Raw genomic sequence first — 24143 nt, forward strand, 5'->3', positions numbered from 1 at the left:
GTTCACTCCGGCAACCTCACCTGCAATTGCGGCGGCCAAGGCGCATCAGCATCGAGTTTGACGTGGGCCACACCGGGCAGCCCGGTCTTGACCTGGGCCAGGTGCTTCTCCAGCAACTCCGGCGGCACTTGTGCCCGCACCCGGAACATCAGCTTTTCGCGCTCGACCTGGGTTTCCACCGTCTTGGGCGTGAACTGCGCCACATCCGCCACGAACGAAATACGTGCCGGAATCACATACTGGGGAACCGCATCGAGCACCAGCCGCGCTTCACTGCCCACGGCGACACGCCCCACCGCGCGGGTCGGCAAAAAGAACGTCATGTACACGTCCTTCAGGTCCACCAGGTTGAGCACCCGCCCACCGGCGCCGACCACCTCGCCGGGACGCGCCACGATGATCTGCACGCGGCCATCGCGCGGCGCCTTGAGGACGCTGTCCTCGAGGTCGGTGCGGATGCGCGCCACTTCCGCGCGCGCCGCCTCCACCGCCGACTCGCTGACCCGGACCTGGTTGCGCGCAGCGGCAATCGCCGCGTCACTGGCCGCCACCTGGGCCCGCGCGGCGGCCAGTGCGGCGGCGGCACGGTCCACCGCTTCGAGCTGGTCATCCAGTTGCTGCTGCGAGATGAAGGACTGCTGGCGCAGGTCGGCGAAGCGCTGGGCGCGCCGCTTGGCGGCACTCCATTCGGTTTGGCGCTGCACCACCACGGCCTGCATGGCGGCCTTCTCGCTCTCGCGCTGGGCCAGTTGGCTGCGCGCCGTATTCACCCCGTCCTCGGCCTGCCGGGCACGGGCTTCGGCCTGCTGCAGTTGCGCTTGCAGCGATTCGGTGTCCATGCGCACGAGTGTCTGCCCCGTGCGCACCAGATCGCCTTCTCGCACCTCGATCGCCGCGACCCGACCCGGCTGGCGCGGCGCGATGTCGATTTCTGCGGCTTCGATGCGGCCGTTGCCACTGGCGATGTGCTCCAGCCCGCCCTGGTCGGTGTAATGCCGCCAAGCCACCATCGCCACCGCAGCGACCACCGCCACCATGCCCCACAAAAGCGCTCGGCCGTTGACATTCACGCAAATCACTCCTCGGTCCAATCCCCCCGCTCGACCCTGCACCTTGCAGGGCGGCCACGGTCCCGCCCCGACTGCCGTCCAAACGCCGGTGGGCTGGAGGGTGCGGTAAACGGCATGCACCCATGATAGTGGCAAACCCGGCACACCTGGCGGTGCCCCGCGCTGGCCTGGCGCAGCAGCAAACAAAAAAGCCAGCGCGGGGCTGGCTTTGAAGGACTGGTGGCGCTTCAGGGATTCGAACCCCGGACCTGCGGATTATGATTCCGTCGCTCTAACCGGCTGAGCTAAAGCGCCAACAAGACTGGCATTATAGCCTCAAAAGGGCAGGTAAGCGCGGCGTGCGGGCCTGCTGGCGCGCAGCCGCTCAGCGGTGCTGGAAGTTCGGCGTGCGCTTGTCCAGGAAGGCCGCCATGCCTTCCTTCTGGTCCTGGGTGGCGAACATGGCGTGGAACAGCCGGCGCTCGAACATCAGGCCGTCGGCCAGCGGTCCTTCGAAGGCGCGGTTGACCGCCTCCTTGGCGGCCAGCACGGCCAGGCGCGGCATGGCGGCGATGGTCAATGCGGTGGCCAGCGCCTCGTCCATCAGTTTGTCCAGCGGCACCACGCGGCTGACCAGCCCGGCGCGCTCGGCCTCGGCGGCGTCCACCATGCGGCCGGTCAGCGCCATGTCCATGGCCTTGGCCTTGCCAATGGCGCGCGGCAGCCGCTGCGTGCCCCCCGCGCCGGGGATGACGCCGATCTTGACCTCCGGCTGGCCGAACTTGGCGTTCTCCGCCGCGATGACGATGTCGCACATCATGGCCACCTCGCAGCCGCCGCCCAGGGCGAAGCCGGCCACGGCGGCGATGACGGGCTTGCGCACCTGGCGCAGCGCCTCCCAGTTGCGGGTGATGTACTCGGAGCGATAGACGTCCGAGAAGGTGTATTGGGCCATGGCCGCGATGTCGGCGCCGGCGGCGAAGGCCTTTTCGCTGCCGGTGAGCACGATGCAGCCGATGGCGTCGTCGGCATCGAAGGCTTTGAGCGCGGCACCCAGCTCGTCCATGAGCCGGTCGTTGAGGGCATTGAGTTGCTTGGGTCGGTTCAGGGTGATGATGCCGACCGGGCCTTCGGTGCGGGTCAGCAGGGTTTCGTAGACGGCGGGGGTCTCGCTCATGCGGGCAGTCCTTCGGCAGACGGGGTAAAAGGCGTTGATGCAGCGTCAACTATAGCGCCCCGACACGGCCGCCGAGGCAGCGCTTGCGTGGCGGGTTACGATGTGCGCATGGCTGCGGCATGGTTCGCCGGGCCTTGCACAGAGCACAGAGGAGACTGCCGATGACCCCCACGCCAGCAGCCGCGCCCGCGGCCGACGAGATTGTGTTCGAGCGCCGCGGTGCCGTGGCCGTCTTGACGCTGAACCGCCCGCAGGCGCTCAACAGCTTTACGCGCACCATGCACCGCGCCTTCCAGCAGGCGCTGGCCGCGGTGCAGGGCGACACCGGCATCCGCGCGCTGGTGCTGACCGGCGCGGGGCGCGGCTTTTGCGCGGGGCTGGACCTGTCGGAGCTGGATTTCAGCCCCGGCCCGGACAGGATGGAGCGGGCCAACCCCGGCCCGGTGATCGAAGAGGGCTTCAACCCCAGCGCCCGCGCGCTGATGAACCTGCGCGTGCCCACGGTGGCGGCGGTCAACGGCGTGGCGGCCGGTGCGGGGGTGTCGTTGGCGCTGACCTGCGACATCGCCATCGCCGCGCCAGGGGCCAGCTTCGTGCAGGCGTTCAGCAAGATCGGGCTGATTCCGGACGCCGGCGGCAGCTGGCTGACGGTGGAGCGCCTGGGGCTGGCGCGCGCGCTGGCGCTGGCCCTGCTGGGCGACAAGCTGCCGGCCGACCAGGCCAAGGCCTGGGGGCTGATCTGGGACGTCGCCGACGACCCGCTGGCGGCGGCGCTGGCCCTGGCCGAGCGGCTGGCCGCGATGCCGACCCAGGCGTTGGTGGCCACGCGGCACCTGCTGCGCGGGGCGCTGCAGCGTTCGTTCGAGCAGCAGTTGGACGCCGAGCGCGACCTGCAGGCCGCGCTGGGGCGCACGCACGACTACGTGGAAGGCGTCACGGCCTTCCTGCAGAAGCGCCCGGCGCAGTTCCGGGGCGAGTGAGTTCTGCGGCCGCGTCCGCCGGGGCGGGCTGCAGCTGCACCGTGGTGGCGGGCACCGGCCACCTCAGCGGGCAGCGCAGCAGGCGGCCGTCGCGCGCCACCCAGCACACCAGCGGCTCGCCGGCGGGCAGGCCGCGGGCGTGCAGCGCCACATCGTCCAGCCGGCGCACGCGCCAGGCGTCGCCGCCGCGCTCCACGGCCAGCCATTCGTCCCCGGCCGCCAGGCCCGCCGCTTCGGCGGCGCCGCCGCGCAGCACGTTGCGCAGGCGGATGCCGCTGGCCTCGTCCACGCGCAGACCGAGTTGTTGCGCCAGGGGCGCGCGCTCCTCGATCCAGCGCACGCCATGCCGCTCCAGCAGGGGGCGCAGGGGCAACTCATCGGTGCCGTGCACCCAGGCGTCCAGTTCGGCGCCCAGGTCGCGGCCGGCCAGGCGGCGCAGCACGGCGCGCAGGTCGGCCTCGCGCATGGGGCCGCCTGCGCAGCGCTGCCACAGCGCACGCATCACATCGTCCAGGGTGGTTCGCCCCTCTAGGCGCAGCGTCAGATCCAGGCACAGGGCCACCAGGGCGCCCTTGGCGTAGTAGCTGACGGTCGCGTTGGGCGTGTTCTCCTGCACCCGGTAGTACTTGATCCAGGCGTCCCAGCTGGCCTGCGCCACGCTCTGTACCTGCCGCCCCGGGGTCTGCAGCACATGGTTGATGGACTTGGCCAGCAACTGCAAATGGGTGGCTTGGTCGATCAGCCCTGCGCGCAGCAGCAGCAGGTCGTCGTAGTAGCTGGTGAAGCCCTCGAAGAACCACAGCAGCTCGGTCGGGTTCTCGCGGTCGTAGTCGTAGCGGGTGAACTCCCGCGGGCGCAGCCGCTTGACGTTCCAGGTGTGGAAATATTCGTGGCTGATCAGCCCCAGCAGCGTGGTGTAGCCGTCGCCCGCGCGCAGCGGCGCAGGCGCCTGGTCCGGCGCCCGCTGGCCGGGCAGCGGCTGCAGGGGCAAGTCGGTGCGGGCGCAGACCAGCGCGGTCGAGTGGCGGTGTTCCAGACCGCCGTAGCCGTCCTGCGTGGCGTTGAGCAAAAACAGGTAGCGGTCGATCGGGGGCGCGCCGTCGGGCCCGTGCCACAGGGTCATGGCGGCCTCACACACCTGCGCGGTGTCGCGCAGCAGCCGCTCGCCGTCGAAGCCGGCCACCGCGCCACTGACGACGAAGCGATGGGGCACCCCCCGCACCACGACGTCGCCGCACCAGAAGTCGCCCATTTCCACGGGGCTGTCGGCCAGTTCGTCGTAATCCGTGGCCAGGTAGGTGCCAAAGCCGTCTCCGGCGGCCCAGCGCCAGCCTGGGGCCCTCCGCGGCCGCGTACCCGCAGCCGGGGCCCAGGGGCGCAACGCCGTGGCCACGCGCCAGCCGCGGGTGGCGTCGCTGCCGGCCAGTGTGAGGGCGTGCGGTTCGTCTTCGCGCCCATGGACGCGCAGGCACAGGCTGGTGGCGTTGAAAAAGCCCCGCCGCGCATCCAGGTAGGCGGCGCGCACCGAGGGGTCGAAGGCATAAACCTCGTACTGCAAGGTCAGCGTGCGGGCGGCGGCCTCCGCGTCCAACTCGGCTTGCCAGGTGTTTTTGTCCAGCGCGCGCAGGGGTACCGGATGCCCATCCACCGCCGCTTGCAGGCGCTGCAGGTGCTGGGCAAACTCCCGCACCAGGTAGCTGCCCGGAATCCACACTGGCAGGCTGACGCGCTGCCGCGGCGCGGGGCGGTCGATCGCCAACGTGACCCGCCACAGGTGGGCGTGGACATCGGCCACCTCGACGGTGTAGCGCAGCGCCGCCGGCGGGCCGAGGTGGCGGGCCGGGGCGGGGCGGCGAGGGGTCATTTGGCGCCGCCGCTTTGGGCCAGCAGCGGCTCCAGGCGATCCAGCCCCACCGCGCCCGGCAGGCGCGTGCCATTGGCCAGGATGGTGGTCGGGGTGCCGGTGATGCGGTACTTCTGGCCGAAGGCGATGTTGCGCTCCAGGGCCGTGGTGTCGCACTTGGCGTCGGCCTTGGGCTCGGGCGGGGTCACGCCGCGCTGCATCCAGTCGTCCCAGGCCTTGTTGCGGTCGCGCGCGCACCAGATCGCGCGGGATTTTTGCTCCGAATCCTTGCCCAGCACGGGGTAGAGGAAGGTGTGGATGGTGACGTTGTCCAGCTTGGCCAGATCCCGCTCGAAGCGTTTGCAGAATCCGCAGTTGGGGTCGGCAAACACGGCGAGCTTGCGCTGCCCGTTGCCGCGCACCACGGTAAAGGCGTCCTTCAGCGGCAGTTCGTCGAAGGCGATGGCGGTGAGCTTCTCCAGCCGTTCGTCGGTCAGGTTGACGCGCGCCTTCGTGTCGATGAGGGCGCCCTGGATCAGGTAATTGCCCTCGGCATCGGTGTAGAGGATGTCCGTGCCGTTGATGCGGATCTCGAACAGGCCGCGCATGGGGGTGGGGCGCACCTCGTCGATGCGCGGCAGGTTGGGCAGGCGCTCGCTGAGGTTTTTGCGGATGACGGCTTCGTTGGCGTGGGCAGCGGTGGCCAGCAGCGCAGCGCCCACCAGGCTCAGCGTGAGGCGACGCACCGCGGGCAGGACGGGCAGGGCAGAACGGGTCATGTGAGGTCTCGGCAAGAAAGGGGTGGCCCGGGTGGGGCCATCAAGGGTGGGGCGTGACGGGCTGGCCGGCTGCCTGTTGGATGAACCAGTGTTTGATCGGTTCCAGCTGGTCCACCGCGCGCAGCCCCCAGCGACGCAGCGCGGCCAGTCGTGCGTCGGGGCTGCCGAACAGGCCGTACAGGGTGTCGGTGGCGGTTTGCATGGCGGACACGGGGGCGGCGCGGGCGCGCTCATAGCGGCGCAGCAGGCGCAGGTCGCCCAGCGGGCGCCAGTACTCGCGCTCGCGCAGCACGCGCGCCAGCTCGGCCACATCCCCCAGGCCGACGTTGAGGCCCTGGCCGGCCAGCGGGTGCATGGCGTGGGCGGCATCCCCCGCGAGCGCCAGCCCCGGACGCACCCAGGGGCGGGCGATCGACAGCTCCAGCGGCCAGCCCGCCGGCTGGCCCAGCGTGCGCATGGGGCCCAGGGCCGCCGCGCACGCCTGCTGCACCGCCTGGGCAAAGGCGTCGGGTGGCAGCGCCAGCAGGTCGGCCGCGCGGGCGTGGGGCACGGACCACACCAGGGCCACCGTCTGCCCCTCCGCCCCTCCCATGGGCAGCAGCGCCAGGATGCTGTCGCCGCAGAACCACTGCCGGGCCACGGCGCCATGGGGGCGCTCGCAGTGCAGCCGTGCCGCGATGGCGGTATGGGGGTAGGGGCGTCTGTCGTAGGCCAACCCTTCGGCCGCCCGGGTGGCGCTGCGGCGCCCTTCGCAGACGACGGTGAGGGCGGCTTTGGGTCGCACCCCGCCGTCGTCGGTCAGCCGTTCGATGCCCGGCTGGAAGGCCACCGCCTGCGCCAGCGTCGCTTCCAGCGCGGGCACATCGACGATCCACGCCAGCGGGTGGGGCGCCGCCGTGTCGGCATCGAAGCGCACGGCGGCCGCGGCGTCGATGCCGTCCGCGTCGGGGATCGGGTCGGCATCCGCCACCCACATGTGCCGCACGGGCGTGACGGCATCGCCCTCGCTCGGCCACGCACGCACCGATTCCAGCAGCGCGCGCGAGGCGGCGTTGAGGGCGTAGGCGCGGATGTCCGGCGCCGTCGCCCCGCCCGCGGGGGGGCGCTCGACCAGCGCGACGCGCAGGCGCTCGCGCGCCAGCAGCAGCGCCAGCGTGCGGCCGACGATGCCGCCTCCCAGGATCGCCACGTCGTAGGTCTTGGTCATAAAGGCATTGTAGGCGTCGGTACGACTGTGGGCACAATGGCGGCTTGCCGATCACCCCGCCACAGGGCTCACCGCCATGAACGACGCCCCCGATACGCTGCCGCTCACCCTGGATCAGCTCTGGATCTATCCGGTCAAGTCCTGCGCTGGCATCCGCCTGCGCTCGGTCGAGTTGCTGGAGACGGGTCTGGAGTGGGACCGCACCTGGATGGTGGTGGATGCGGATGGCGAGTTCGTCTCGCAGCGCGAGCTGCCGCGCATGGCCTTGATCCAGCCGCGCCTGCGCATGGGGCGGCTGGAGCTGCGCGCGCCCGGCATGCTGTCGCTGCACCTCGCGCTCGACGCGGCCGAGTCCCCGCGGCGCGTGCGCATTTGGGACGATGCGGTGGATGCCTACGACATGGGGGACGTCGCGGCGCAATGGTTCACCGACTTTTTGGGCGCGGACCTGCCGTCAGGCCTGGGGCCCCTGCGGCTGGTGCGGTTCGATCCGCAGGAGCGGCGCCTGTCCTCGCTGCGCTGGACGGGCGGAGTCGAGGCTCCCAACACCTTTGGTGACGGCTTCCCGTTGCTGGTGGTCTCCCGCGCATCGCTCGACGATCTGAACGAACGTTTGGCAGCTCAGGGGTATCCGCCAGTCGGTATCGAACGTTTGCGCGCCAACCTGGTTCTGGGAGGGACTTATCCGCACGACGAGGACCGCATCGACCGCATCGATTGGCACGCCGAGGGCGCCCCCGCCGATGCGCCGGCCGTCACGTTGCAACTCGTCAAGCCGTGCGCGCGCTGCACCATCCCCGACGTGGATCCGGCCACGGGGGTGCCGGACGGCCGCCTCAGCCCGCTGCTGCACACCTACCGTCAGGACAAGCGCCTGATGGGGGCCGTCACCTTTGGCATGAATGCCATCGTGCGCCGCGGCGACGGGCACATGCTGCACCAGGGCATGCGCGGCACAGGGCATTGGGGGGCATGGTGATGCGCGCGGATGCGCGCAGCCGGGCCGCGCCTGGCCCCTGCGGCCCCCGGTAAAATCCCAGCTTTCGCCGGCGCGTGCCGCCGCCCCGCCCACCTCCCACCCGTCGCCCCGCCATGAGCCTCAAATGCGGCATCGTGGGCCTGCCCAACGTCGGCAAGTCCACCCTGTTCAACGCCCTCACCAAGGCCGGCATCGCCGCCGAGAACTACCCCTTCTGCACCATCGAGCCCAACGTGGGCGTGGTGGAGGTGCCCGATCCGCGCCTGCAGCAACTGGCCGCCATCGTCCGGCCGCAACGGGTCGTGCCGGCGATCGTCGAATTCGTGGACATCGCAGGCCTGGTCGCCGGTGCCAGCCGGGGCGAAGGCCTGGGCAACCAATTCCTGGCCCACATCCGCGAGACGGACGCCATCATCAACGTGGTGCGCTGCTTTGATGACCCCAACATCGTCCACGTGGCCGGCAAGGTGGACCCGATTGCCGATATCGAGGTCATCCAGACCGAGCTGTGTCTGGCCGATCTGGGCACGGTCGAGAAGGCGCTGCAGCGCTACCAGAAAGCGGCCAAGAGCGGCAACGACAAGGAAGCGGCCAAGATGGTGGCCGTGCTGGGCCGGGTGCGCGCCGTGCTGGACGAAGGGCGCCCCGTGCGCGTGATGGAGCTGACCGACGAGGAGCGGGCCCTGCTCAAGCCGCTGTGCCTGATCACCGCCAAGCCGGCGATGTTCGTGGGCAACGTGGCCGAGGATGGCTTCGAGGGCAACCCCTACCTGGACCAGTTGCGCGCCTATGCGCAGCGCCAGGGCGCGCCGGTGGTGGCCATCTGCGCCAAGATCGAGGCCGAGCTGGCCGACATGGACGAGGCGGACCGCACCGAGTTTCTGCGCGAACTGGGCCTGGAAGAGCCGGGCCTGAACCGCCTGATCCGCGCCGCCTACCAACTGCTGGGCTTGCAGACCTACTTCACCGCCGGCGAGAAGGAGGTGCGCGCCTGGACCATCCACATCGGCGACACGGCGCCCCAGGCGGCGGGCGTGATCCACTCGGATTTCGAACGCGGCTTCATCCGCGCCCAGACCATCGCGTTTGACGACTACATCGCCTACGGCGGTGAGCAGGGCGCCAAAGACGCAGGCAAGATGCGCGCCGAGGGCAAGGACTACGTCGTCAAAGACGGCGACGTGATGAACTTTTTGTTCAACGTGTGACGCCCGCGGGCATGAAAAAGCCCGCTCGGTGGCGGGCTAAGTCATTGATTTGGCTGGTGGGTCCTGTAGGATTCGAACCTACGACCTACGGATTAAGAGTCCGCTGCTCTACCAACTGAGCTAAGAACCCTGCCGTTTGGTGGACCGAAGGAGGATCGAACTCCCGACCTCTGCATTGCGAACGCAGCGCTCTCCCAGCTGAGCTATCGGCCCGTGAAGCGCACATTATACCGAAAACCGCGCCGTTCCATGCCGATGGCCGCAACGGGTGCCGCCACCGGCCAAAAACTGTATACACTTCGGATGGGTCGCAGCGGCGCAAGGGCGCGCGGACCGTCCGGGTGGGGCGGTGCGTGCGCGGGTCGCGGCCAGGGGCTCCCACAGCGCCCGCGGTGGTGGGGGCCGCACAACGCCTGCGCGCGACGCGCATGGAGCGCACCGTGGACGCCTATCTGCTGGACTGGGCCAATTTTTTGTTGCGCTGGCTGCATGTGATCGCGGCCATCGCGTGGATCGGGTCGTCGTTTTACTTCGTCTTTTTGGACAGCAGCCTGACGCCGCCGGCGGACGAGCGGCTGCGCCGTGACGGGGCCACGGGCGAGTTGTGGGCGGTGCACGGCGGCGGGTTCTACCACCCGGTCAAGTATGCGGTGGCGCCGCCCAGTCTGCCGCCGCGATTGCACTGGTTCTATTGGGAGAGCTACACCACCTGGCTCAGCGGCTTTGCCCTGTTTGCCGTGTCCTACCTGTGGCAGGCCAATGTCTATCTGGTCGATCCGCGGGTGTATGCGTGGCCGGCCCCGTGGATGGCCGGGGCGGCCGCGCTCGGGTTTCTGGTGGTGTTTTGGGTGCTGTACGACGGCATTTGCCGCCTCTGGGGCCAGACGCCGGGGGGTGACCGCAAGGTGGGGTGGGCGGTCGCGGCCTTGGTGGCCTTGGCCGCGTGGCTGGCGTGCCAGTGGTTTGCGGGGCGCGCCGCGTTCTTGATCGTCGGGGCGATGTTGGCCACGGCCATGAGCGCCAATGTGCTGTTCTGGATCATCCCCGGCCAGCGCAAGGTCGTGGCGGCTTTGCGCGCGGGGCAGACGCCCGATCCGGCGCATGGCCAGCGCGGCAAGCAGCGCAGCGTGCACAACACGTATTTCACGCTGCCGGTGGTGTTTGCGATGTTGAGCAACCACTACAGCTTTCTGTACGGGCACGCGTCCAATGCGCTGGTGCTGCTGGCGCTGATGGCCGCGGGCGCGGCGATTCGCCAGTTTTTCGTGCTGCGCCACGGCTACCACCTGGGGCGCAACGCCCACCCGTGGCCGTATGCGGCGGTGGGCGTGGCGGTGATCGTGGCCGTCGTCGTCTGGCTGCGGCCGGCAACGCCCGCCAGTGCGGGGGCCATGGCGGCCCCTCCCGATGCGGCCCAGGTGATGGCGGTGGTGCAGCAGCGCTGCGTGATGTGCCATGGCGAGGCGCTGGCGTCCAAGAATGTACGGCTGGACTCCGCCCCGGCGCTGGCGCAGCATGCGCAGGCCGTCTATCAGCAGGTGGTGGTCACGCGCCAGATGCCGCTCAACAACGCGACCGGGATGACGGAGGACGAGCGCGCCCTGATCGCCGCATGGCTGCGCGCCGGGGGCGCGGGCGCCTCGTCGCCCTGACGCGCAGAATCAGCCTTCCACCGTTTTGACGTCCATGACCCGCAGGCTCACCCCGCCGGCCTGCCGGGCGGCCTTGTCGCCGATCACGGATTTGTTGGCGTAGGACTGGTAGCGCTCGCGCAGCGGCTGGATGACGTCGGCCAGCGCCGCGGCGTCGTCGATGCGCGATTCATAGCGTTTGAGCACGCCCCAGGCGGATTCGATGATTTTGGCGTTGCAGGTGGCGCGCCCTTGCTCGATCAGTTCCAGCACGGCCGCGCGCGGGTTGCCGGCCAGGCTCTGGCGCATGGCGTGTTCCACGATGCCCAGCACCTCGTTGTGCAGGGTGGACAGCCGCTCGGCATACGGGGGGTGGGCGTTGGCCGCTTGCGCCAGCAGCGCCGTCAAGGCCTTGGAAGTGCAAAAGCGCCGCCCCAGCACGGTCAGGCGCTCCTCGACCTCGTCGATCTGGATGGCGCGCTGGGCCAGGTAGGCGAGCAGGGTGGTCAGGTTGCAGGCGGCCTCGAAGTCGAAGTCCGCCTCGGTGATGGTGGCCATCATCGCGCGCACCTCGCTGAGCACCCGCGCCACCTGCGCATCGTGCAGCAGCAGGGCGATTTCCAGCACCTGGGCCAGCCGCCGCAGCCGCAGCGATTTGGGGTGGCGCTCCACCATGCGCAGGGCGTCGTCCAGGTAGCGTTGCAGGCCTTTGCGGTCCCCGGCCTCGAAGCGCATGAAGCCCAGCAGCACCAGCGACTGCGCATCGAACATCTTGGAGTCCAGCCCCAGCCGGACCGAGCGCGCCAGCAACTCCTCGGCCAGCGCGCCCTGGCCGCAGTAGTGCGCCAGCATGCCGTGGCGCTGCAGCCGGCTGATGGACGAGGGTGTCAGATCGGTGGCCATGCGGTAAGCGGCTAAGGCGGCGTCGAAGTTGCCCAGTTCAATCTGGGCGCGCCCCATGACGTCGTAGGCGTCGGCGTATCCGGGCTCGCCGTTGATCAGGCCCTGCAGGGTCTGGCTGGCTTTTTGCGACTGCCCGGCTTCGAGCTGCGCGCGCGCCACGCCCAGCTTGGCCCAGGGCATGGCTTTGGCCTCGACCACCGCTTCGTACAGGCGCTGGGCCTCGTCGTAGCGCTCCAGCCGCAGCAGCAGCTCGGCGCCGACCCGCGCCGCATACAGCCAGTAGTCGTCACGCTGCTGAAAGCGCCGCAGGCACAGCTCGGCGGCGCGCTCATACCGCCCGCCCTCGACGGCCTCGAAAATGTCCTTGAGCACCGTCTTGCGGTGCCGCGCCTGGCCAATGCGCTGTGCCAACTGGCTGGCGGTGAAGGGTTTGAGCAGGTACGAGTCGAGCGCGGACTCGGCCGCCTCGGCGACCTTGGAGTAGGCCGCCTCGGCCGTGACCATGATGAACACGGTGGCGAAGGGCAGCAGCCCGGCGCGGCGCAGATCGTCCAGCAGCGCCTGGCCCGTGCCCGTGTCGTTGGGAAAATGCTGCTCGCACACCACGACGTCGAAGGTGCGGAACTCGAGCTGGCGGCGGGCGTCGGTGATGCGGGGGCTTTGCGCCACCGTGCGGGCGCCCATCTCGCGCAGTTGGGACACCAGGATGGAGCGCGACGTGGGATTGCCATCGATGACCAGCGCCGTGGCCCCGTACAGATCCATCAGGCTCATGGCGCGGGATTATCGGCATGCCCAGGGGGGATGGCGGGGGGCGCGGCGCGGTCCATGGGGCCCAGATTGACGCCCCCCGAGGGGCGCAGCCGCGGGTCGCCCAAGGCGGGGCGGTTGCGCGCCGTCCCATACGCCTGGCGCAAGGCAGCCACCCGGGTGCGCCAGCTGTCGGCGTTGGGGATGTCGCCGTCGTAGCGCTGCAACATCAGCCAGGCGGTCTCCACCGCCCGGGCGTTGAAGCTCTCCTGCGCCACGGCGTACAGCTCCGCCAGCGCCAGCACCGGCTCGCCCTGGCTGGCGCGGCGCAGCGCCTGTTCGATGCGCTGCACCATGGTGGCTTCGCACTCGCGCAGGCGCTCGGCATACCGGGTCTGGTGGCTGGTGGCGTTGGCGAGCAGCTCGCCCATGGCCTTGGAGGTGGCAAAGCGCAGGCCCAGCCGGGTGACCAGGGCCTCTTGGTCGGGCAGGGCGGTGTGCCGCGCCAGGGCGGCGAGCACGGCCAGCAGGTTGCAGGCGGCCTCCATGTCGAAATCGGGCGCGACGACGGTCTCACCGATGGTGGCCAGGGCGGGCGCGATGGCGTCTGCGCTGTGCTCGTTGGCGTGGGCCAGCAGATCGACCAGTTGCACGAAGCGCTGCAGCCGCGCGTCCTCGGGGTTGGCCAGGGCGCGCTTGCGCAGCTCGCCGTGATGGCGCTCGAGTTCCGCCGGGTCGCGGCGCTCGAAGGCGGCGATGGCCAGCAGCACCAGGCTCTCGGCGTCGAACATCTTGGAGTCGAGCCCCAGGTAGGTGGCACGCTGCAGCAGTTCGATGGCCTTGTCCCGGTTGCCCAGAAAGAACGCCAGCATGCCCAGCCGCTGTTGGCGGCCGATGGCCATGGGGGTGGCCTCCAGCGCCTTGCTCAGGCTGTCGAGCGCGTCCTCGAACTGCCCCAGCTCCATCTGCGCCCGCCCGAGCACGTCGTAGGCGTCGGGGTAGTCGGGGGCGGTTTCGATCAAATGGCGCAGGGTGTCCAGTGCCGCCACGGTGGCCCCGCTGTCGAGCTGGCAGCGCGCCACGCCCAGCAGGGCCCAGGGGTGGGGCTCGGTGTCCCAGATGGATTGGAACAGGGCCTGCGCCTGGCCAAAGCGGCCCAGGCGCAGCAGGATCTCCGCCCCCCAGCGCGCGGCCGACAACCACTGCGGCCCCCGGGCCGCAAAGCGCTGCAGGCACAGCTCGACGGCGTCGTCGTAGCGGCCTTTTTCCAGCGCGCGGTGGATGTCCCACAGCGCCGCCTTGCGTCGCTGCGCCTGCTCGATACGGTCGTACAGGCTGCCGGCGGAGTAGGGGCGCACGATGTAGCTGTCCACCGACGACTCGGCGGCCTCGGCGACTTTCAGGTAGGTGGCCTCGTCGGTGATGAGGATGAACACCGTGCCGAACGGCAGCAGGCCGCTGCGGCGCAGGTCGTCCAGCAGCGCCTGGCCGGAGCCGCCGCGCGGGAAGGCGTCGCTGCAGACCACGAGGTCGAAGGCGTGGCGCTCGATCTCGCGCCGCGCATCGGCGATGCGGCTGGCCTGGCTGATGGAGGTGAAGCCAAAGCCCCGCAGCTGCCCTGCCAGCGTCATGCGGGTGGTGGGATTGCCATCGACGACCAGGGCGGCCGATCGGTGCATCTCCACCGGCCGCCCCGGCCCCGGCGCGGACATGCTCACACCACCGCGCCCAGCTTGAAGATCGGCAGGTACATCGCCACCACGATGCCGCCGATGATGGTGCCGAGAATCACGATGATGATCGGCTCCATCAGGCTCGAGAGGCCCGCCACCATGTCGTCGACCTCCTGCTCGTAGAAGTCGGCCGCCTTGCCGAGCATGTGGTCGATGGAGCCCGACTCTTCGCCGATGGCGCACATCTGCAGCACCATCGACGGGAAGATGCCCGTGTTGTTCATGGCCTGCGTCAGCGCCGTGCCGGTGGCGACTTCCTGCTGGATCTTGGCGGTGGCGTCGGCGTAAACCGAATTGCCGGCCGCGCCGCCGACCGAATCGAGCGCGTCCACCAGCGGCACGCCGGCGGCGAACATCGTCGACAGCGTCCGTGTCCAGCGCGCGACGACGGACTTTTCCACCAGCTGGCCGAAGATCGGCAGCCGCAGCAGGAGCCGGTCCATGAAGTGCTGCACCTTCTCGCTGCGCTTCCAGGCCTGGAAGAAGAAGTACAGCCCGCCGCCCAGCGCGCCGAAGATCAGCCACCAGTAGGCGACGAAGAATTCGCTCATCGCGATGACCGCCAGCGTCGGCGCCGGCAGGTCGGCGCCGAACGAGGTGAACACCTCCTTGAACGCCGGCACGACGAAGATCATGATCACCGACACGACGACGAAGGCCACCACCAGCACCGCGGTCGGGTACATCAGCGCCGACTTGACCTTGCCCTTGATGGCCTCGGTCTTCTCCAGGTAGGTGGACAGGCGGTCGAGGATGTCCTCCAGGATGCCCGCCGCCTCGCCCGCTTCCACCAGGTTGCAATACAGCGAGTTGAAGTAGGCCGGGTGCTTGCGGAACGCCGCCGACAGCGAGGTGCCGGTCTCGACGTCGGTGCGGATCTCGTACAGCAGCCGCGCCACGCTCGGGTTGGGGTTGCCGCGGCCGACGATGTCGAACGCCTGCAGCAGCGGCACGCCGGCCTTCATCATCGTGGCCAGCTGGCGCGTGAAGATGGCGATGTCCTTGGGTTTGATGCGCTTGGCCGAGGCGAGCCGGCGCCGCTTGACCTTCTGCACCACGATGCCCTGGCGGCGCAGCTGCGCCTGCACCTGGGCTTCGCCAACGGCGCGCATTTCGCCTTTGACCGCTTTGCCGTTGCGGTCCTTGCCCTCCCACTCGAAGACGTGGTCCCGGGCGGCGGGGGTTGCGGTGGCCATGGGCGATCCCTCCGTGGATGTCGGCGATGAACGGGCGCGGGCGACTGGGGCCGTCAGTCGTTGGTCGCCGACAGCACCTCCTCCAACGACGTGATGCCCATCTTAACCTTGCGCAGGCCGCTTTCGCGCAGCGTGCGCACGCCCTCGCGGCGCGCCTGCTCGGCGATCTCCAGCGCGCTGGCGCCGCGCAGGATCAGCTGCTGGATCGCCTCGCTGACGGGCATCACCTGGTAGATGCCGACGCGCCCCTTGTAGCCGTCGTGGCAGGCGGAGCAGCCGACCGGTTTGTACGGCTGCCAGTCGCCTTCCAGGTCCTGTTCGGTGAAGCCGGCGTCCAGCAGCACCTGGCGCGGCAGGTCGTGGTGCGGCACCTTGCACTTGGGGCACAGGCGCCGCGCCAGCCGCTGCGCGGTGATCAGGTTGACGCTGGCGGCGATGTTGAACGGCGCCACGCCCATGTTGACCAGCCGCGTCAGCGTCGAGGGCGCGTCGTTGGTGTGCAGGGTCGACAGCACCAGGTGGCCGGTCTGCGCCGCCTTGATGGCGATGTCGGCGGTCTCGAGGTCGCGGATCTCGCCGACCATGATGATGTCGGGGTCCTGGCGCAGGAAGGCGCGCAGCGCGGCGGCGAAGGTCAGGCCGGCCTTCTCGTTGACGTTGACCTGGTTGACGCCGGGCAGGTTGATCTCGGCCGGGTCCTCGGCGGTGGAGATGTTGACGCCGGGCTGGTTTAGCAGGTTCAGGCAGCTGTACAGCGACACCGTCTTGCCCGAGCCGGTGGGGCCGGTGACCAGCACCATGCCGTAGGGGCGGTTGATCGCCGCCAGCAGCTTGTCCTTCTCGTCCGGCTCGTAGCCCAGCGCGTCGATGCCCATCTGCGCACTGCTCGGGTCCAGGATGCGGATGACGACTTTCTCGCCGAACAGCGTCGGCAGCGTGCTGACGCGAAAGTCGATCACCTTGTCCGGACCGACCTTGAGCTTCATGCGCCCGTCTTGCGGCACGCGCTTCTCGGCGATGTCGAGCTTGGAGATGACCTTGATGCGCGAGGCCAGCTTGTCCTTGATCGCCACCGGCGGCGTGGCGATCTCGCGCAGCTGGCCGTCGATGCGCATCCGTACGCGGTAGTGGTGCTCGTAGGGCTCGAAGTGCAGGTCCGACGCGCGCATGGTGTACGCGTCCAGCAGCATCTTCTGCAGAAACTTGACGATCGGGGCGTCCTCGACCTCGGCGGCCACCTTGTCCGCCGGCTCGGCCGGGGTCATCTCGATGCCTTCGGCCTCGAAGTCGAAGGTCTGGCCGACGATCTGCTCGATGACCTGCCCGGCGCTGGCGGTGTAGGTCTCGACCAGTTTGCCGAGCTTGTCCACCTCGGCGATGATCCAGTCGACGGCCAGTTGCGTCTCGAACTTGACCTTCTCCGCCGCCTGCAGATCCGACGGGTCGGCCGTCGCCACCGACAGCCGGCTGCCGCGGCGCGCCAGCGGCACGATGCGATATTGCTGACAGGTCTTGGGGTCGAGCAGGTGGTGCGGCAGCCGCTGCGGGTCGATGGCGTCCAGGTCGATCAGCGGCGCGGCAAACGCCACCGACATGGTGTGCGCCAAATCGCTCGGCGAGACGAGGGCGCTGTCGATCAGCTCGGTGATGAAGCCGGTCTTGTGGCTTTGGGCACGGGCATAGAGGGTTTCGGCCTGCTGCTGGGACAGCGCGCCCGCGGCGATCAGCGCGCGCGCCAGCCCCGGCAGGGCCATCGTGGCGACGCCGTCGTCATCGGTCATGGCGATCCCCGGGGCGGGCGGTGCGCATCGGCTCGTGTATATTTCGCGCTCTTTCCGCGACGTTCGCGGCAAGATCAACACAAATTCGGTGCATAGTACGGAGTCACCATGGATCTGCGCAAACTCAAGACGCTCATCGACCTGGTCTCGGAGTCGAACGTTTCCGAACTCGAGATCACCGAAGCCGAAGGCAAGGTCCGCATCGTCAAGGCCGCTCCGGCTGCACCGGTCATGATGCCGGTGGCGGCGCCGGCGGTGGCTGCCCCGGCTGCCCCCATCACTCTGACGGCGCCCGCGCCCGCCGAGGCCGCCGCCGCGCCGGCGCCCGCCGAGATCCAGGGACACGTGATCAAATCGCCCATGGTCGGTACCTTCTACCGTGCCCCCAGCCCGGGCGCCAAGCCGTTCGTCGAAGTCGGCCAGGCGGTCAAGGAAGGCGAGCCGGTGTGCATCATCGAGGCGATGAAGATTCTCAACGAAATCGAAGCCGATCGCGCGGGCGTGATCAAGGAAATTTTGGTCGAGAACGGCCAGGCCGTCGAATACGGCCAGCCGCTGTTCGTCCTCGAGTGAGGACGCCGCCATGTTCAAGAAGATTCTGATCGCCAACCGCGGCGAGATCGCCCTGCGGGTGCAGCGCGCCTGCCGCGAGATGGGCATCAAGGCCGTCGTCGTCTACTCCGAAGCCGATCGCGAAGCCAAGTACGTCAAGCTGGCGGACGAGGCGGTGTGCATCGGCCCGGCGCCGTCGGGCCAGAGCTACCTCAGCATGCCGGCCATCATTTCGGCCGCCGAGGTCACCGATGCCGAGGCCATTCACCCCGGCTATGGCTTTCTGTCCGAAAACGCCGATTTCGCCGAGCGGGTGGAAAAGAGCGGTTTCGTCTTCATCGGCCCGACGCCGGAGTCGATCCGCCTGATGGGCGACAAGGTCTCGGCCAAGCAGGCCATGATCCGCGCCGGCGTGCCGACCGTGCCGGGCTCGGACGGCGCGCTGCCGGACGATCCGGCCGAGATCAAGCGCATCGCGCGGTCCATCGGCTATCCGGTCATCATCAAGGCCGCCGGCGGCGGCGGCGGGCGCGGCATGCGCGTGGTGCACACCGAGGCCGCGTTGCTGCACGCCGTGCAGACCACCAAGAGCGAGGCGGCGGCGGCCTTCAACAACCCCGAGGTGTACATGGAGAAATTCCTCCAGAATCCTCGGCACATCGAGATCCAGGTGCTGGCCGACCAGCACCGCAACGCCGTCTACCTGTTCGAGCGCGACTGCTCCATGCAGCGCCGCCACCAGAAGGTGATCGAAGAGGCGCCCGCCCCGGGCATCCCGCGCCGCCTGATCGAGCGCATCGGCGACCGCTGCGCGGCGGCGTGCAAGAAGATCGGCTACCGTGGCGCCGGCACCTTCGAGTTCCTGTACGAAAACGGCGAGTTCTACTTCATCGAGATGAACACGCGCGTGCAGGTGGAGCACCCGGTGACCGAGATGATCACCGGCATCGACATCGTGCGCACCCAGATCCTGGTCGCCGCGGGCGAGAAGCTGCCGTTCACCCAGCGCCAGCTGCAGCTGCGCGGGCACGCCATCGAGTGCCGCATCAACGCCGAGGATCCGTACAAATTCACCCCGTCGCCCGGGCGCATCACGGCCTGGCACGCCCCCGGCGGCCCCGGGGTGCGGGTGGATTCGCACATCTATTCCGGCTACACCGTGCCGCCCCACTACGACTCGATGGTGGGCAAGATCATCGTGCACGGCGACACCCGCGAGCAGGCGCTGGCGCGCATGCGCGGTGCGCTGGCCGAGGTGGTGATCGAGGGCATCAAGACCAACGTCCCGCTGCACCGCGAGCTGATGGTGGACGCCAACTTCGAGGCCGGCGGCACCAACATCCACTACCTCGAGAGCTGGCTGGCGCAACGTGAGCGGGGCTGAACCGATGGCCGGCGCGGCGCGCTGGCACGAACTGCTGTTGCGCGTGCCCGAGGCGCGCGTGGAGGACGTCTGCGACGCGCTGGAGGCCTTGGAGGCGCTCAGCGTCTCGGTCGAGGACGCCGATGCGCATACCCCGGCAGAGCGGGCGCTGTTTGGCGAGCCCGGACTGCCGGCGCCGGCGCCCGGGTGGCAGCGCTCGCAGGTGGTGGCGCTGTTCGATACCGAAGCGCAGGCCCGCGAAGCGGCCGCCTTGCTCGCCCCGCAGGACTTTTTTGCCGATTGCGAGGTGGTCGGCGTGCGGCCGGTGGCCGACACCGACTGGGTGCGCCTGACGCAGTCCCAGTTCGACCCCGTGCCAATCACGCCCGATTTTTGGATCGTGCCGAGCTGGCACGAGCCGCCCGCCGAGGCCCGCACCGTCATCCGGCTCGACCCCGGGCTGGCGTTCGGCACCGGCACCCACCCCACCACGCGCATGTGCCTGCGCTGGATCGCCCGCCACGACATGGCGGGCCGGCGCGTGCTCGACTACGGCTGCGGCTCCGGCATTCTGGCCATCGCCGCGGCCAAGCGGGGCGCCGCGACGGTGGACGCAGTGGACATCGACCCGGCTGCCGTGGAGGCCACCCGGCTCAACGCGGCGGCCAATGGGGTGGCCCTGAACGCCGGCCTGCCGGAGGCAGCCCAGGGCCGCTATGGGCTGGTCTTGGCCAACATCCTGGCAACGCCGCTCAAGGTGCTGGCGCCGCTGCTGTGCGCCCACGTCGACGACGGGGGCGATCTGGTATTGGCGGGCATACTGGAGCGCCAGGCCGACGAACTGCGCGAGGCCTATGCCCCGTGGTTGACGCTGGCGGTCACCGACGCCGAGGACGGCTGGATCCTCATGACGGCCCGGCGGGGCTGAGCGCCGCGCGGCGGCCCCGGACGGCGCCGTCATAATCGCGGGCATGAGCTTCATCACCCGCTGCCCATCGTGTGGAACGGCCTTCAAGGTCGTGGCGGATCAGCTCAAGATCGCCGACGGCTGGGTGCGCTGCGGCCATTGCCAGCAGGTGTTCGATGCCACGCTGGATCTGCAGCCGGCCTTCGCCCCGCTGCCTCCTTCTGCGCCCCCCCCATCGCCCGGGGGAGCGCCCCCATCGCCCGAGGCAACGCCCCAGCCGACCGCCCCGCCACCGATGCCCGCCGCGGAACCGCCGGGGAACGCGGCAGCCGAGCCCGGGCCAGCCCCAGAACCGGAACCGGAGCCCGAACCGGCGCCATGGTCCGAGCCCGAGCCCGAGCCCGAATCCGACCGGCAGGAGCCGCGCGATGATGGCTACGATGCCGCCCCCTCGGTCGAGGCGGGTGGGGCGGACGTGGCGGGCGACCAGAGCGGCGACCATGACCCGTTCGTCGCGCAGACCGCGGCGCCGGCGCAAGAGCCGTCGTTCGTTCGCCAGGCGCGGCGGCGGGCCTTTTGGCGCAGGCCCGTCGTGCGCGTCATCCTCGCGCTGCTGGCGTTGGGGTTGGCGGCGCTGCTCGCGGGGCAGATCGCGTGGGTCTGGCGCGACACCTTGGCGGCGCGCTACCCAGCGGCCCGACCGGCCCTGGCGGCGTTTTGCGACCGGCTGGGGTGCACCATCGCGCCCCCCCGGCGGCCGCAGGATGTGCTCATCGAGGGTTCGGTGCTGCTGCGGCGCGCGCCGGACCGCTACAGCTTTCACCTCGTGGTGCGCAACCACGCCGACACCGAGGTGGCGGCGCCCGCGCTGGAGCTGACCCTGACCGATCTGCAGGACCAGGTGCTGGTGCGCCGCGTCTGGACGCCCGACGCGTGGCCACAGCCCCTGGAGCGGCTGGCGCCGGGGGCCGAGTGGCCGTTGCAGCTGGAGCTGGCCTTCGACCACCCCGATGCAGCCCGCATGACGGGCTACCGGGCCGTGCTGTTCTACCCCTGACGCCCTGCGAGGCGCTGTTTTTCACCTTCTGCCCATGACCATCCTCGTCTGCGGTTCCCTGGCCTTCGACACCATCATGGACTTCGAAGGCCGTTTTGCCGACCACATCCTGCCCGACCAGTTGCACATCCTGAATGTGTCGTTCCTGGTGCCGGGATTGCGGCGCGAGTTTGGCGGCTGCGCGGGCAACATCGCCTACGGCCTGCGGCTGCTGGGCAGTGCGGTGCGGCCCGTGGCGGCGCTGGGCGCCGATGGCGAGCACTATCTGCAGCGCCTGCGCGCCCTGGGCATCGACGTCTCCGCCGTGCGCCTGATGCCCGAGATCTACACCGCCCAGGCGATGATCATGACCGATCGCCACAACAACCAGATCACGGCTTTCCACCCGGGTGCGATGGCGCTGGCCCACACCAATCCCATCACCGCCACCGACGGGGTGACGCTGGCGATCCTCTCACCCGACGGCAAGCAGGCCACCTGGGAACATGCGGAACAACTGCACGCGGCGGGCGTGCCCTTTGTGTTCGACCCCGGCCAGGGGTTGCCGATGTTCGATGGTGCGGAATTGCTGCGGCTGGTCGATCTGGCCGATTGGGCGGCCTTGAACGATTACGAAGCCCGGCTGCTGTGCGACCGCACGGGCCTGACCTTGCCCGAGCTGTCGCGGCGGCTGCGAGCCCTGGTCGTGACCTTGGGGGAGCAGGGGTGCGACGTGTGGCAGGGCGGCGAGTGTATCCGCGTGCCCGGGGTGCCGGCGGCCGAGATCGTGGACCCCACCGGATGTGGGGATGCGTTCCGGGCCGCCTTGCTGCACGGTCTGGCCCGGGGCTGGTCGGTCACCGAAGCGGCGCAGCTCGGCAACCGCATGGGGGCGGCGAAGATCGCCACCCGCGGAGGCCAAAACTACCGCTTCGACGCCTGACCCGCAGGCACAGGACAAACCCGCCGTCCGGACGGACAGCGGGATGACCACGGCCCAGCGGATGCCCGCTCAGGGACGCGGGCCGGTCGGGAAGGGCCAGGCGGCTTTCGGGTTGAGCTTGGTTTGCGCGCTGGGTGCCGGGGCGGCGGCGGCCTTGGCCGCTTTTTTCTTGGGCGCGGCTTTGGCGGGTTTTTCCGCAGCTGGGGCTTTCACCGCCTTGTCCGCCTTGGCGGGTTTGGCCGTGGCCTTGGTGGCCGCAGGCTTGGCGGCGATCTTGGCGGTGGCTTTCGGGGCCGCCTTGGCCGGGGTCTTGGCGGTCGCCTTGGCCGCGGGTTGGCTGGCGGCCTTCGCGGGCGCCTGGGTCTCGGCTGCCGGTGCCGCCTTCTTCGCCGTTTTGGCCGGGGCCTTCTTGGCGGCCTTCGGGGCGGCTTCGGCGGTCGTCGGGGCAGCCGTCTTGGCGGTCTTCTTCGCCGGCGCGGCCGCTGCCTTCGGCCCAGCGGGGGCCTTGGCGGCCGCCTTCGTCGTCTTGGCGGCGGCTGCCGGCTTGGCCGCCGGTTGCGCCTCGGCCGCGACCTTCTTCGGCGCCGCCTTCGCGGCCTTCGGGGTGGCTGCCTTTGCGGCCGTCTTCTGCTTCGCGGTCTCGGTGGCCGCGGCGGCGGCCTTCTTCGCGGTTGCCATGGGGGTTCTCCTGCTTCAGGTTGGCGGGGGTTGGAAGGGGGGAGGCCGCGAGATGCAGACGACGGGCGCGCCGCGGATCAATCCCAGGACAGCGCGCCGCCCGATTGGTACTCGATCACGCGGGTTTCGAAGAAGTTGCGCTCCTTCTTCAGGTCGATCATCTCGCTCATCCAGGGGAAGGGGTTTTCCTCGTTGGGGAAGAGCGGCTCCAGGCCGATCTGGGTGGCGCGCCGGTTGGCGATGTAGCGCAGATAGCCCTTGAACATGCTGGCGTTGAGCCCCAGCACGCCGCGCGGCATGGTGTCCTCGGCGTAGCGGTATTCCAGGTCCACCGCGGTGAGGAACAGCTCCTTGATCTCGCGCTTGAACTCCGGCGTCCACAGGTGCGGGTTTTCCAGCTTGAGCTGGTTGATCATGTCGATGCCGAAGTTGCAGTGCATCGATTCGTCGCGCAGGATGTACTGGTATTGCTCGGCCGCACCGGTCATCTTGTTCTGCCGGCCCAGCGCCAGGATCTGCGTGAAGCCGACGTAGAAGAACAGCCCCTCCATCAGGCAGGCGAAGACGATCAGCGACTTCAGCAGCGTCTGGTCCGCCTCGGGCGTGCCGGTCTTGAAGGCCGGGTCCATGATCGTGTCGATGAAGGGGATCAGGAACTCGTCCTTGTCGCGGATCGATGGGATCTCGTGGTAGGCGTTGAAGATCTCGCCTTCGTCCAGCCCCAGCGACTCGACGATGTACTGGTAGGCGTGGGTGTGGATGGCTTCCTCAAAGGCCTGGCGCAGCAGGAACTGGCGGCACTCCGGCGCCGTGATGTGGCGGTAGGTGCCCAGGGTGATGTTGTTGGCGGCCAGCGAGTCGGCGGTGACGAAGAAGCCCAGGTTGCGCTTGACGATGCGGCGCTCGTCCTCGGTCAGGCCGTTGGGGTCTTTCCAGAGCGCGATGTCGCGCGACATGTTGATTTCCTGCGGCATCCAGTGGTTGGCGCAGGTGGCGAGGTATTTCTCCCACGCCCATTTGTACTTGAAGGGGACGAGCTGGTTGACGTCCGTCTGGCCGTTGATGATGCGCTTGTCCGCGACGTTGACGCGGCGAAAGCTCGCCGCCTGCGCGCGCACCGACTGGCCGGCGGGCGCGCTGGCGGCGGCCGGGGTGGCATCCGGCGTGGCGCTCACCGGAGAGACATAGTCGAAGCCCGCGACGGGGGCGTTGGGCGTGGCGCCGAAGAGGGAGCCGGTCCCCACGGCCGGTTGCAGCGCAGGCGCAGCCTCGGGCGTGCGGCGTGCCGTTTGGGGGGCAACGGTGGGCGTTTGGTCTTCCCAGGTCAGCATGTTGGTGTCCGATTCGTGAAATTATTGAAAGGCATCGACGAAATGACAAGCGTTTGGCCCTGTGCCGGGGGCGCCGGTGGCCGCTGGCGGGGCGGGCTGTTGCGTGAGGGCATCAGC

20 protein-coding genes and 3 tRNA genes are annotated in these 24143 nt (G+C 69.5%); 9 read left to right on the forward strand and 14 right to left on the reverse strand.

Annotated features, from left to right (window positions below; all coding sequences use genetic code 11):
- Positions 1-2: 2 nt before the first annotated feature.
- From A9O67_RS06060 to A9O67_RS06070, 3 genes are all read right to left on the reverse strand, one after another.
- Positions 3-1037: an HlyD family secretion protein gene (locus tag A9O67_RS06060; RefSeq protein ID WP_068608448.1), complete on the reverse strand. Its 1035-nt coding sequence runs from the start codon at positions 1035-1037 to the stop codon at positions 3-5.
- A 250-nt stretch (positions 1038-1287) separates the two neighbouring features.
- A tRNA-Met gene (locus tag A9O67_RS06065) sits at positions 1288-1364 on the reverse strand.
- A gap of 70 nt (positions 1365-1434) precedes the next feature.
- Positions 1435-2226, reverse strand: coding sequence for an enoyl-CoA hydratase (locus tag A9O67_RS06070; RefSeq protein WP_068608450.1), 792 nt, complete (start codon positions 2224-2226; stop codon positions 1435-1437).
- Positions 2227-2387: 161 nt separating this feature from the next.
- Here A9O67_RS06070 and A9O67_RS06075 point away from each other — a divergent pair, with 161 nt between their 5' ends.
- Positions 2388-3206 carry an enoyl-CoA hydratase-related protein gene (locus tag A9O67_RS06075; RefSeq protein WP_068608452.1) on the forward strand — a complete coding sequence of 273 codons (819 nt, stop codon included), beginning with the start codon at positions 2388-2390 and terminating at the stop codon, positions 3204-3206.
- Here the strand turns inward: A9O67_RS06075 and A9O67_RS06080 are convergent.
- Genes A9O67_RS06080 through A9O67_RS06090 form a run of 3 tightly spaced genes read right to left on the reverse strand, consistent with a single transcriptional unit; the run spans position 3160 to position 7035 of the window.
- Complete coding sequence (locus A9O67_RS06080; protein ID WP_068608454.1) at positions 3160-5070, reverse strand: M61 family metallopeptidase; 1911 nt, start codon at positions 5068-5070, stop codon at positions 3160-3162. The two genes, A9O67_RS06075 and A9O67_RS06080, sit on opposite strands and share 47 nt — an antisense overlap.
- Entirely contained in the window at positions 5067-5828 is a 762-nt protein-coding gene (locus A9O67_RS06085; protein ID WP_082955406.1) for a DsbC family protein, read from the reverse strand. The genes A9O67_RS06080 and A9O67_RS06085 overlap by 4 nt, the downstream gene beginning before the upstream one ends.
- A gap of 40 nt (positions 5829-5868) precedes the next feature.
- Entirely contained in the window at positions 5869-7035 is a 1167-nt protein-coding gene (locus A9O67_RS06090; protein WP_068608456.1) for an FAD-dependent oxidoreductase, read from the reverse strand.
- 76 nt (positions 7036-7111) lie between these two features.
- Between A9O67_RS06090 and A9O67_RS06095 the strand changes: the two genes are divergently transcribed.
- Together A9O67_RS06095 and ychF are read left to right on the forward strand one after the other, a co-directional pair.
- Positions 7112-8014: an MOSC domain-containing protein gene (locus tag A9O67_RS06095; protein ID WP_068608458.1), complete on the forward strand. Its 903-nt coding sequence runs from the start codon at positions 7112-7114 to the stop codon at positions 8012-8014.
- Between the two features lie 113 nt (positions 8015-8127).
- The gene (gene ychF, locus A9O67_RS06100) at positions 8128-9222 is read left to right on the forward strand and encodes a redox-regulated ATPase YchF (RefSeq protein ID WP_068608459.1); all 1095 of its coding nucleotides are present in this window, start codon (positions 8128-8130) and stop codon (positions 9220-9222) included.
- Positions 9223-9276: 54 nt separating this feature from the next.
- Here ychF and A9O67_RS06105 read toward each other — a convergent pair.
- Positions 9277-9352 (reverse strand) — tRNA-Lys (locus A9O67_RS06105).
- A 7-nt stretch (positions 9353-9359) separates the two neighbouring features.
- Positions 9360-9435 (reverse strand) — tRNA-Ala (locus A9O67_RS06110).
- A gap of 182 nt (positions 9436-9617) precedes the next feature.
- Between A9O67_RS06110 and A9O67_RS06115 the strand changes: the two genes are divergently transcribed.
- A complete protein-coding gene (locus A9O67_RS06115; protein ID WP_156682269.1) occupies positions 9618-10874 on the forward strand; it encodes a urate hydroxylase PuuD in 1257 nt (418 codons plus the stop codon).
- A 9-nt stretch (positions 10875-10883) separates the two neighbouring features.
- On the opposite strand, the gene A9O67_RS06120 is transcribed toward A9O67_RS06115, so the two are convergent.
- The 4 genes from A9O67_RS06120 to pilB are packed head-to-tail and all read right to left on the reverse strand — an operon-like array spanning position 10884 to position 17216.
- Positions 10884-12530, reverse strand: a complete 1647-nt coding sequence (locus tag A9O67_RS06120; RefSeq protein ID WP_068608461.1) for a response regulator — start codon at positions 12528-12530, stop codon at positions 10884-10886.
- The gene (locus tag A9O67_RS06125) at positions 12527-14218 is read right to left on the reverse strand and encodes a tetratricopeptide repeat protein (protein ID WP_068608463.1); all 1692 of its coding nucleotides are present in this window, start codon (positions 14216-14218) and stop codon (positions 12527-12529) included. The genes A9O67_RS06120 and A9O67_RS06125 overlap by 4 nt, the downstream gene beginning before the upstream one ends.
- Before the next feature lie 2 nt (positions 14219-14220).
- A complete protein-coding gene (locus A9O67_RS06130; RefSeq protein WP_068608465.1) occupies positions 14221-15435 on the reverse strand; it encodes a type II secretion system F family protein in 1215 nt (404 codons plus the stop codon).
- A gap of 53 nt (positions 15436-15488) precedes the next feature.
- On the reverse strand, positions 15489-17216 hold the full coding sequence (gene pilB, locus A9O67_RS06135) for a type IV-A pilus assembly ATPase PilB (protein WP_068608468.1): 1728 nt from the start codon (positions 17214-17216) through the stop codon (positions 15489-15491).
- A 108-nt stretch (positions 17217-17324) separates the two neighbouring features.
- On the opposite strand from pilB, the gene accB reads away from it, so the two are divergent.
- Genes accB through A9O67_RS06160 form a run of 5 tightly spaced genes read left to right on the forward strand, consistent with a single transcriptional unit; the run spans position 17325 to position 22017 of the window.
- Positions 17325-17789: an acetyl-CoA carboxylase biotin carboxyl carrier protein gene (gene accB, locus A9O67_RS06140; protein WP_068608471.1), complete on the forward strand. Its 465-nt coding sequence runs from the start codon at positions 17325-17327 to the stop codon at positions 17787-17789.
- A gap of 10 nt (positions 17790-17799) precedes the next feature.
- Positions 17800-19152, forward strand: a complete 1353-nt coding sequence (gene accC, locus A9O67_RS06145) for an acetyl-CoA carboxylase biotin carboxylase subunit (RefSeq protein WP_068608472.1) — start codon at positions 17800-17802, stop codon at positions 19150-19152.
- A gap of 4 nt (positions 19153-19156) precedes the next feature.
- On the forward strand, positions 19157-20059 hold the full coding sequence (gene prmA, locus A9O67_RS06150; RefSeq protein ID WP_068608474.1) for a 50S ribosomal protein L11 methyltransferase: 903 nt from the start codon (positions 19157-19159) through the stop codon (positions 20057-20059).
- Positions 20060-20102: 43 nt separating this feature from the next.
- The gene (locus A9O67_RS06155) at positions 20103-21095 is read left to right on the forward strand and encodes a zinc-ribbon and DUF3426 domain-containing protein (RefSeq protein WP_068608476.1); all 993 of its coding nucleotides are present in this window, start codon (positions 20103-20105) and stop codon (positions 21093-21095) included.
- A 34-nt stretch (positions 21096-21129) separates the two neighbouring features.
- On the forward strand, positions 21130-22017 hold the full coding sequence (locus A9O67_RS06160; RefSeq protein ID WP_068608478.1) for a carbohydrate kinase family protein: 888 nt from the start codon (positions 21130-21132) through the stop codon (positions 22015-22017).
- Positions 22018-22086: 69 nt separating this feature from the next.
- Here the strand turns inward: A9O67_RS06160 and A9O67_RS06165 are convergent, their stop codons facing one another.
- Together A9O67_RS06165 and A9O67_RS06170 are read right to left on the reverse strand one after the other, a co-directional pair.
- Positions 22087-22695, reverse strand: coding sequence for a hypothetical protein (locus A9O67_RS06165; protein ID WP_068608480.1), 609 nt, complete (start codon positions 22693-22695; stop codon positions 22087-22089).
- Between the two features lie 77 nt (positions 22696-22772).
- Positions 22773-24026 (reverse strand): ribonucleotide-diphosphate reductase subunit beta, encoded by a 1254-nt coding sequence (locus A9O67_RS06170; protein WP_068608482.1) that lies wholly within the window; start codon positions 24024-24026, stop codon positions 22773-22775.
- Positions 24027-24143 lie beyond the last annotated feature (117 nt).

Source organism: Tepidimonas fonticaldi (assembly GCF_001675355.1).
GTDB classification, from domain to species: Bacteria; Pseudomonadota; Gammaproteobacteria; order Burkholderiales; family Burkholderiaceae_C; genus Tepidimonas; species Tepidimonas fonticaldi.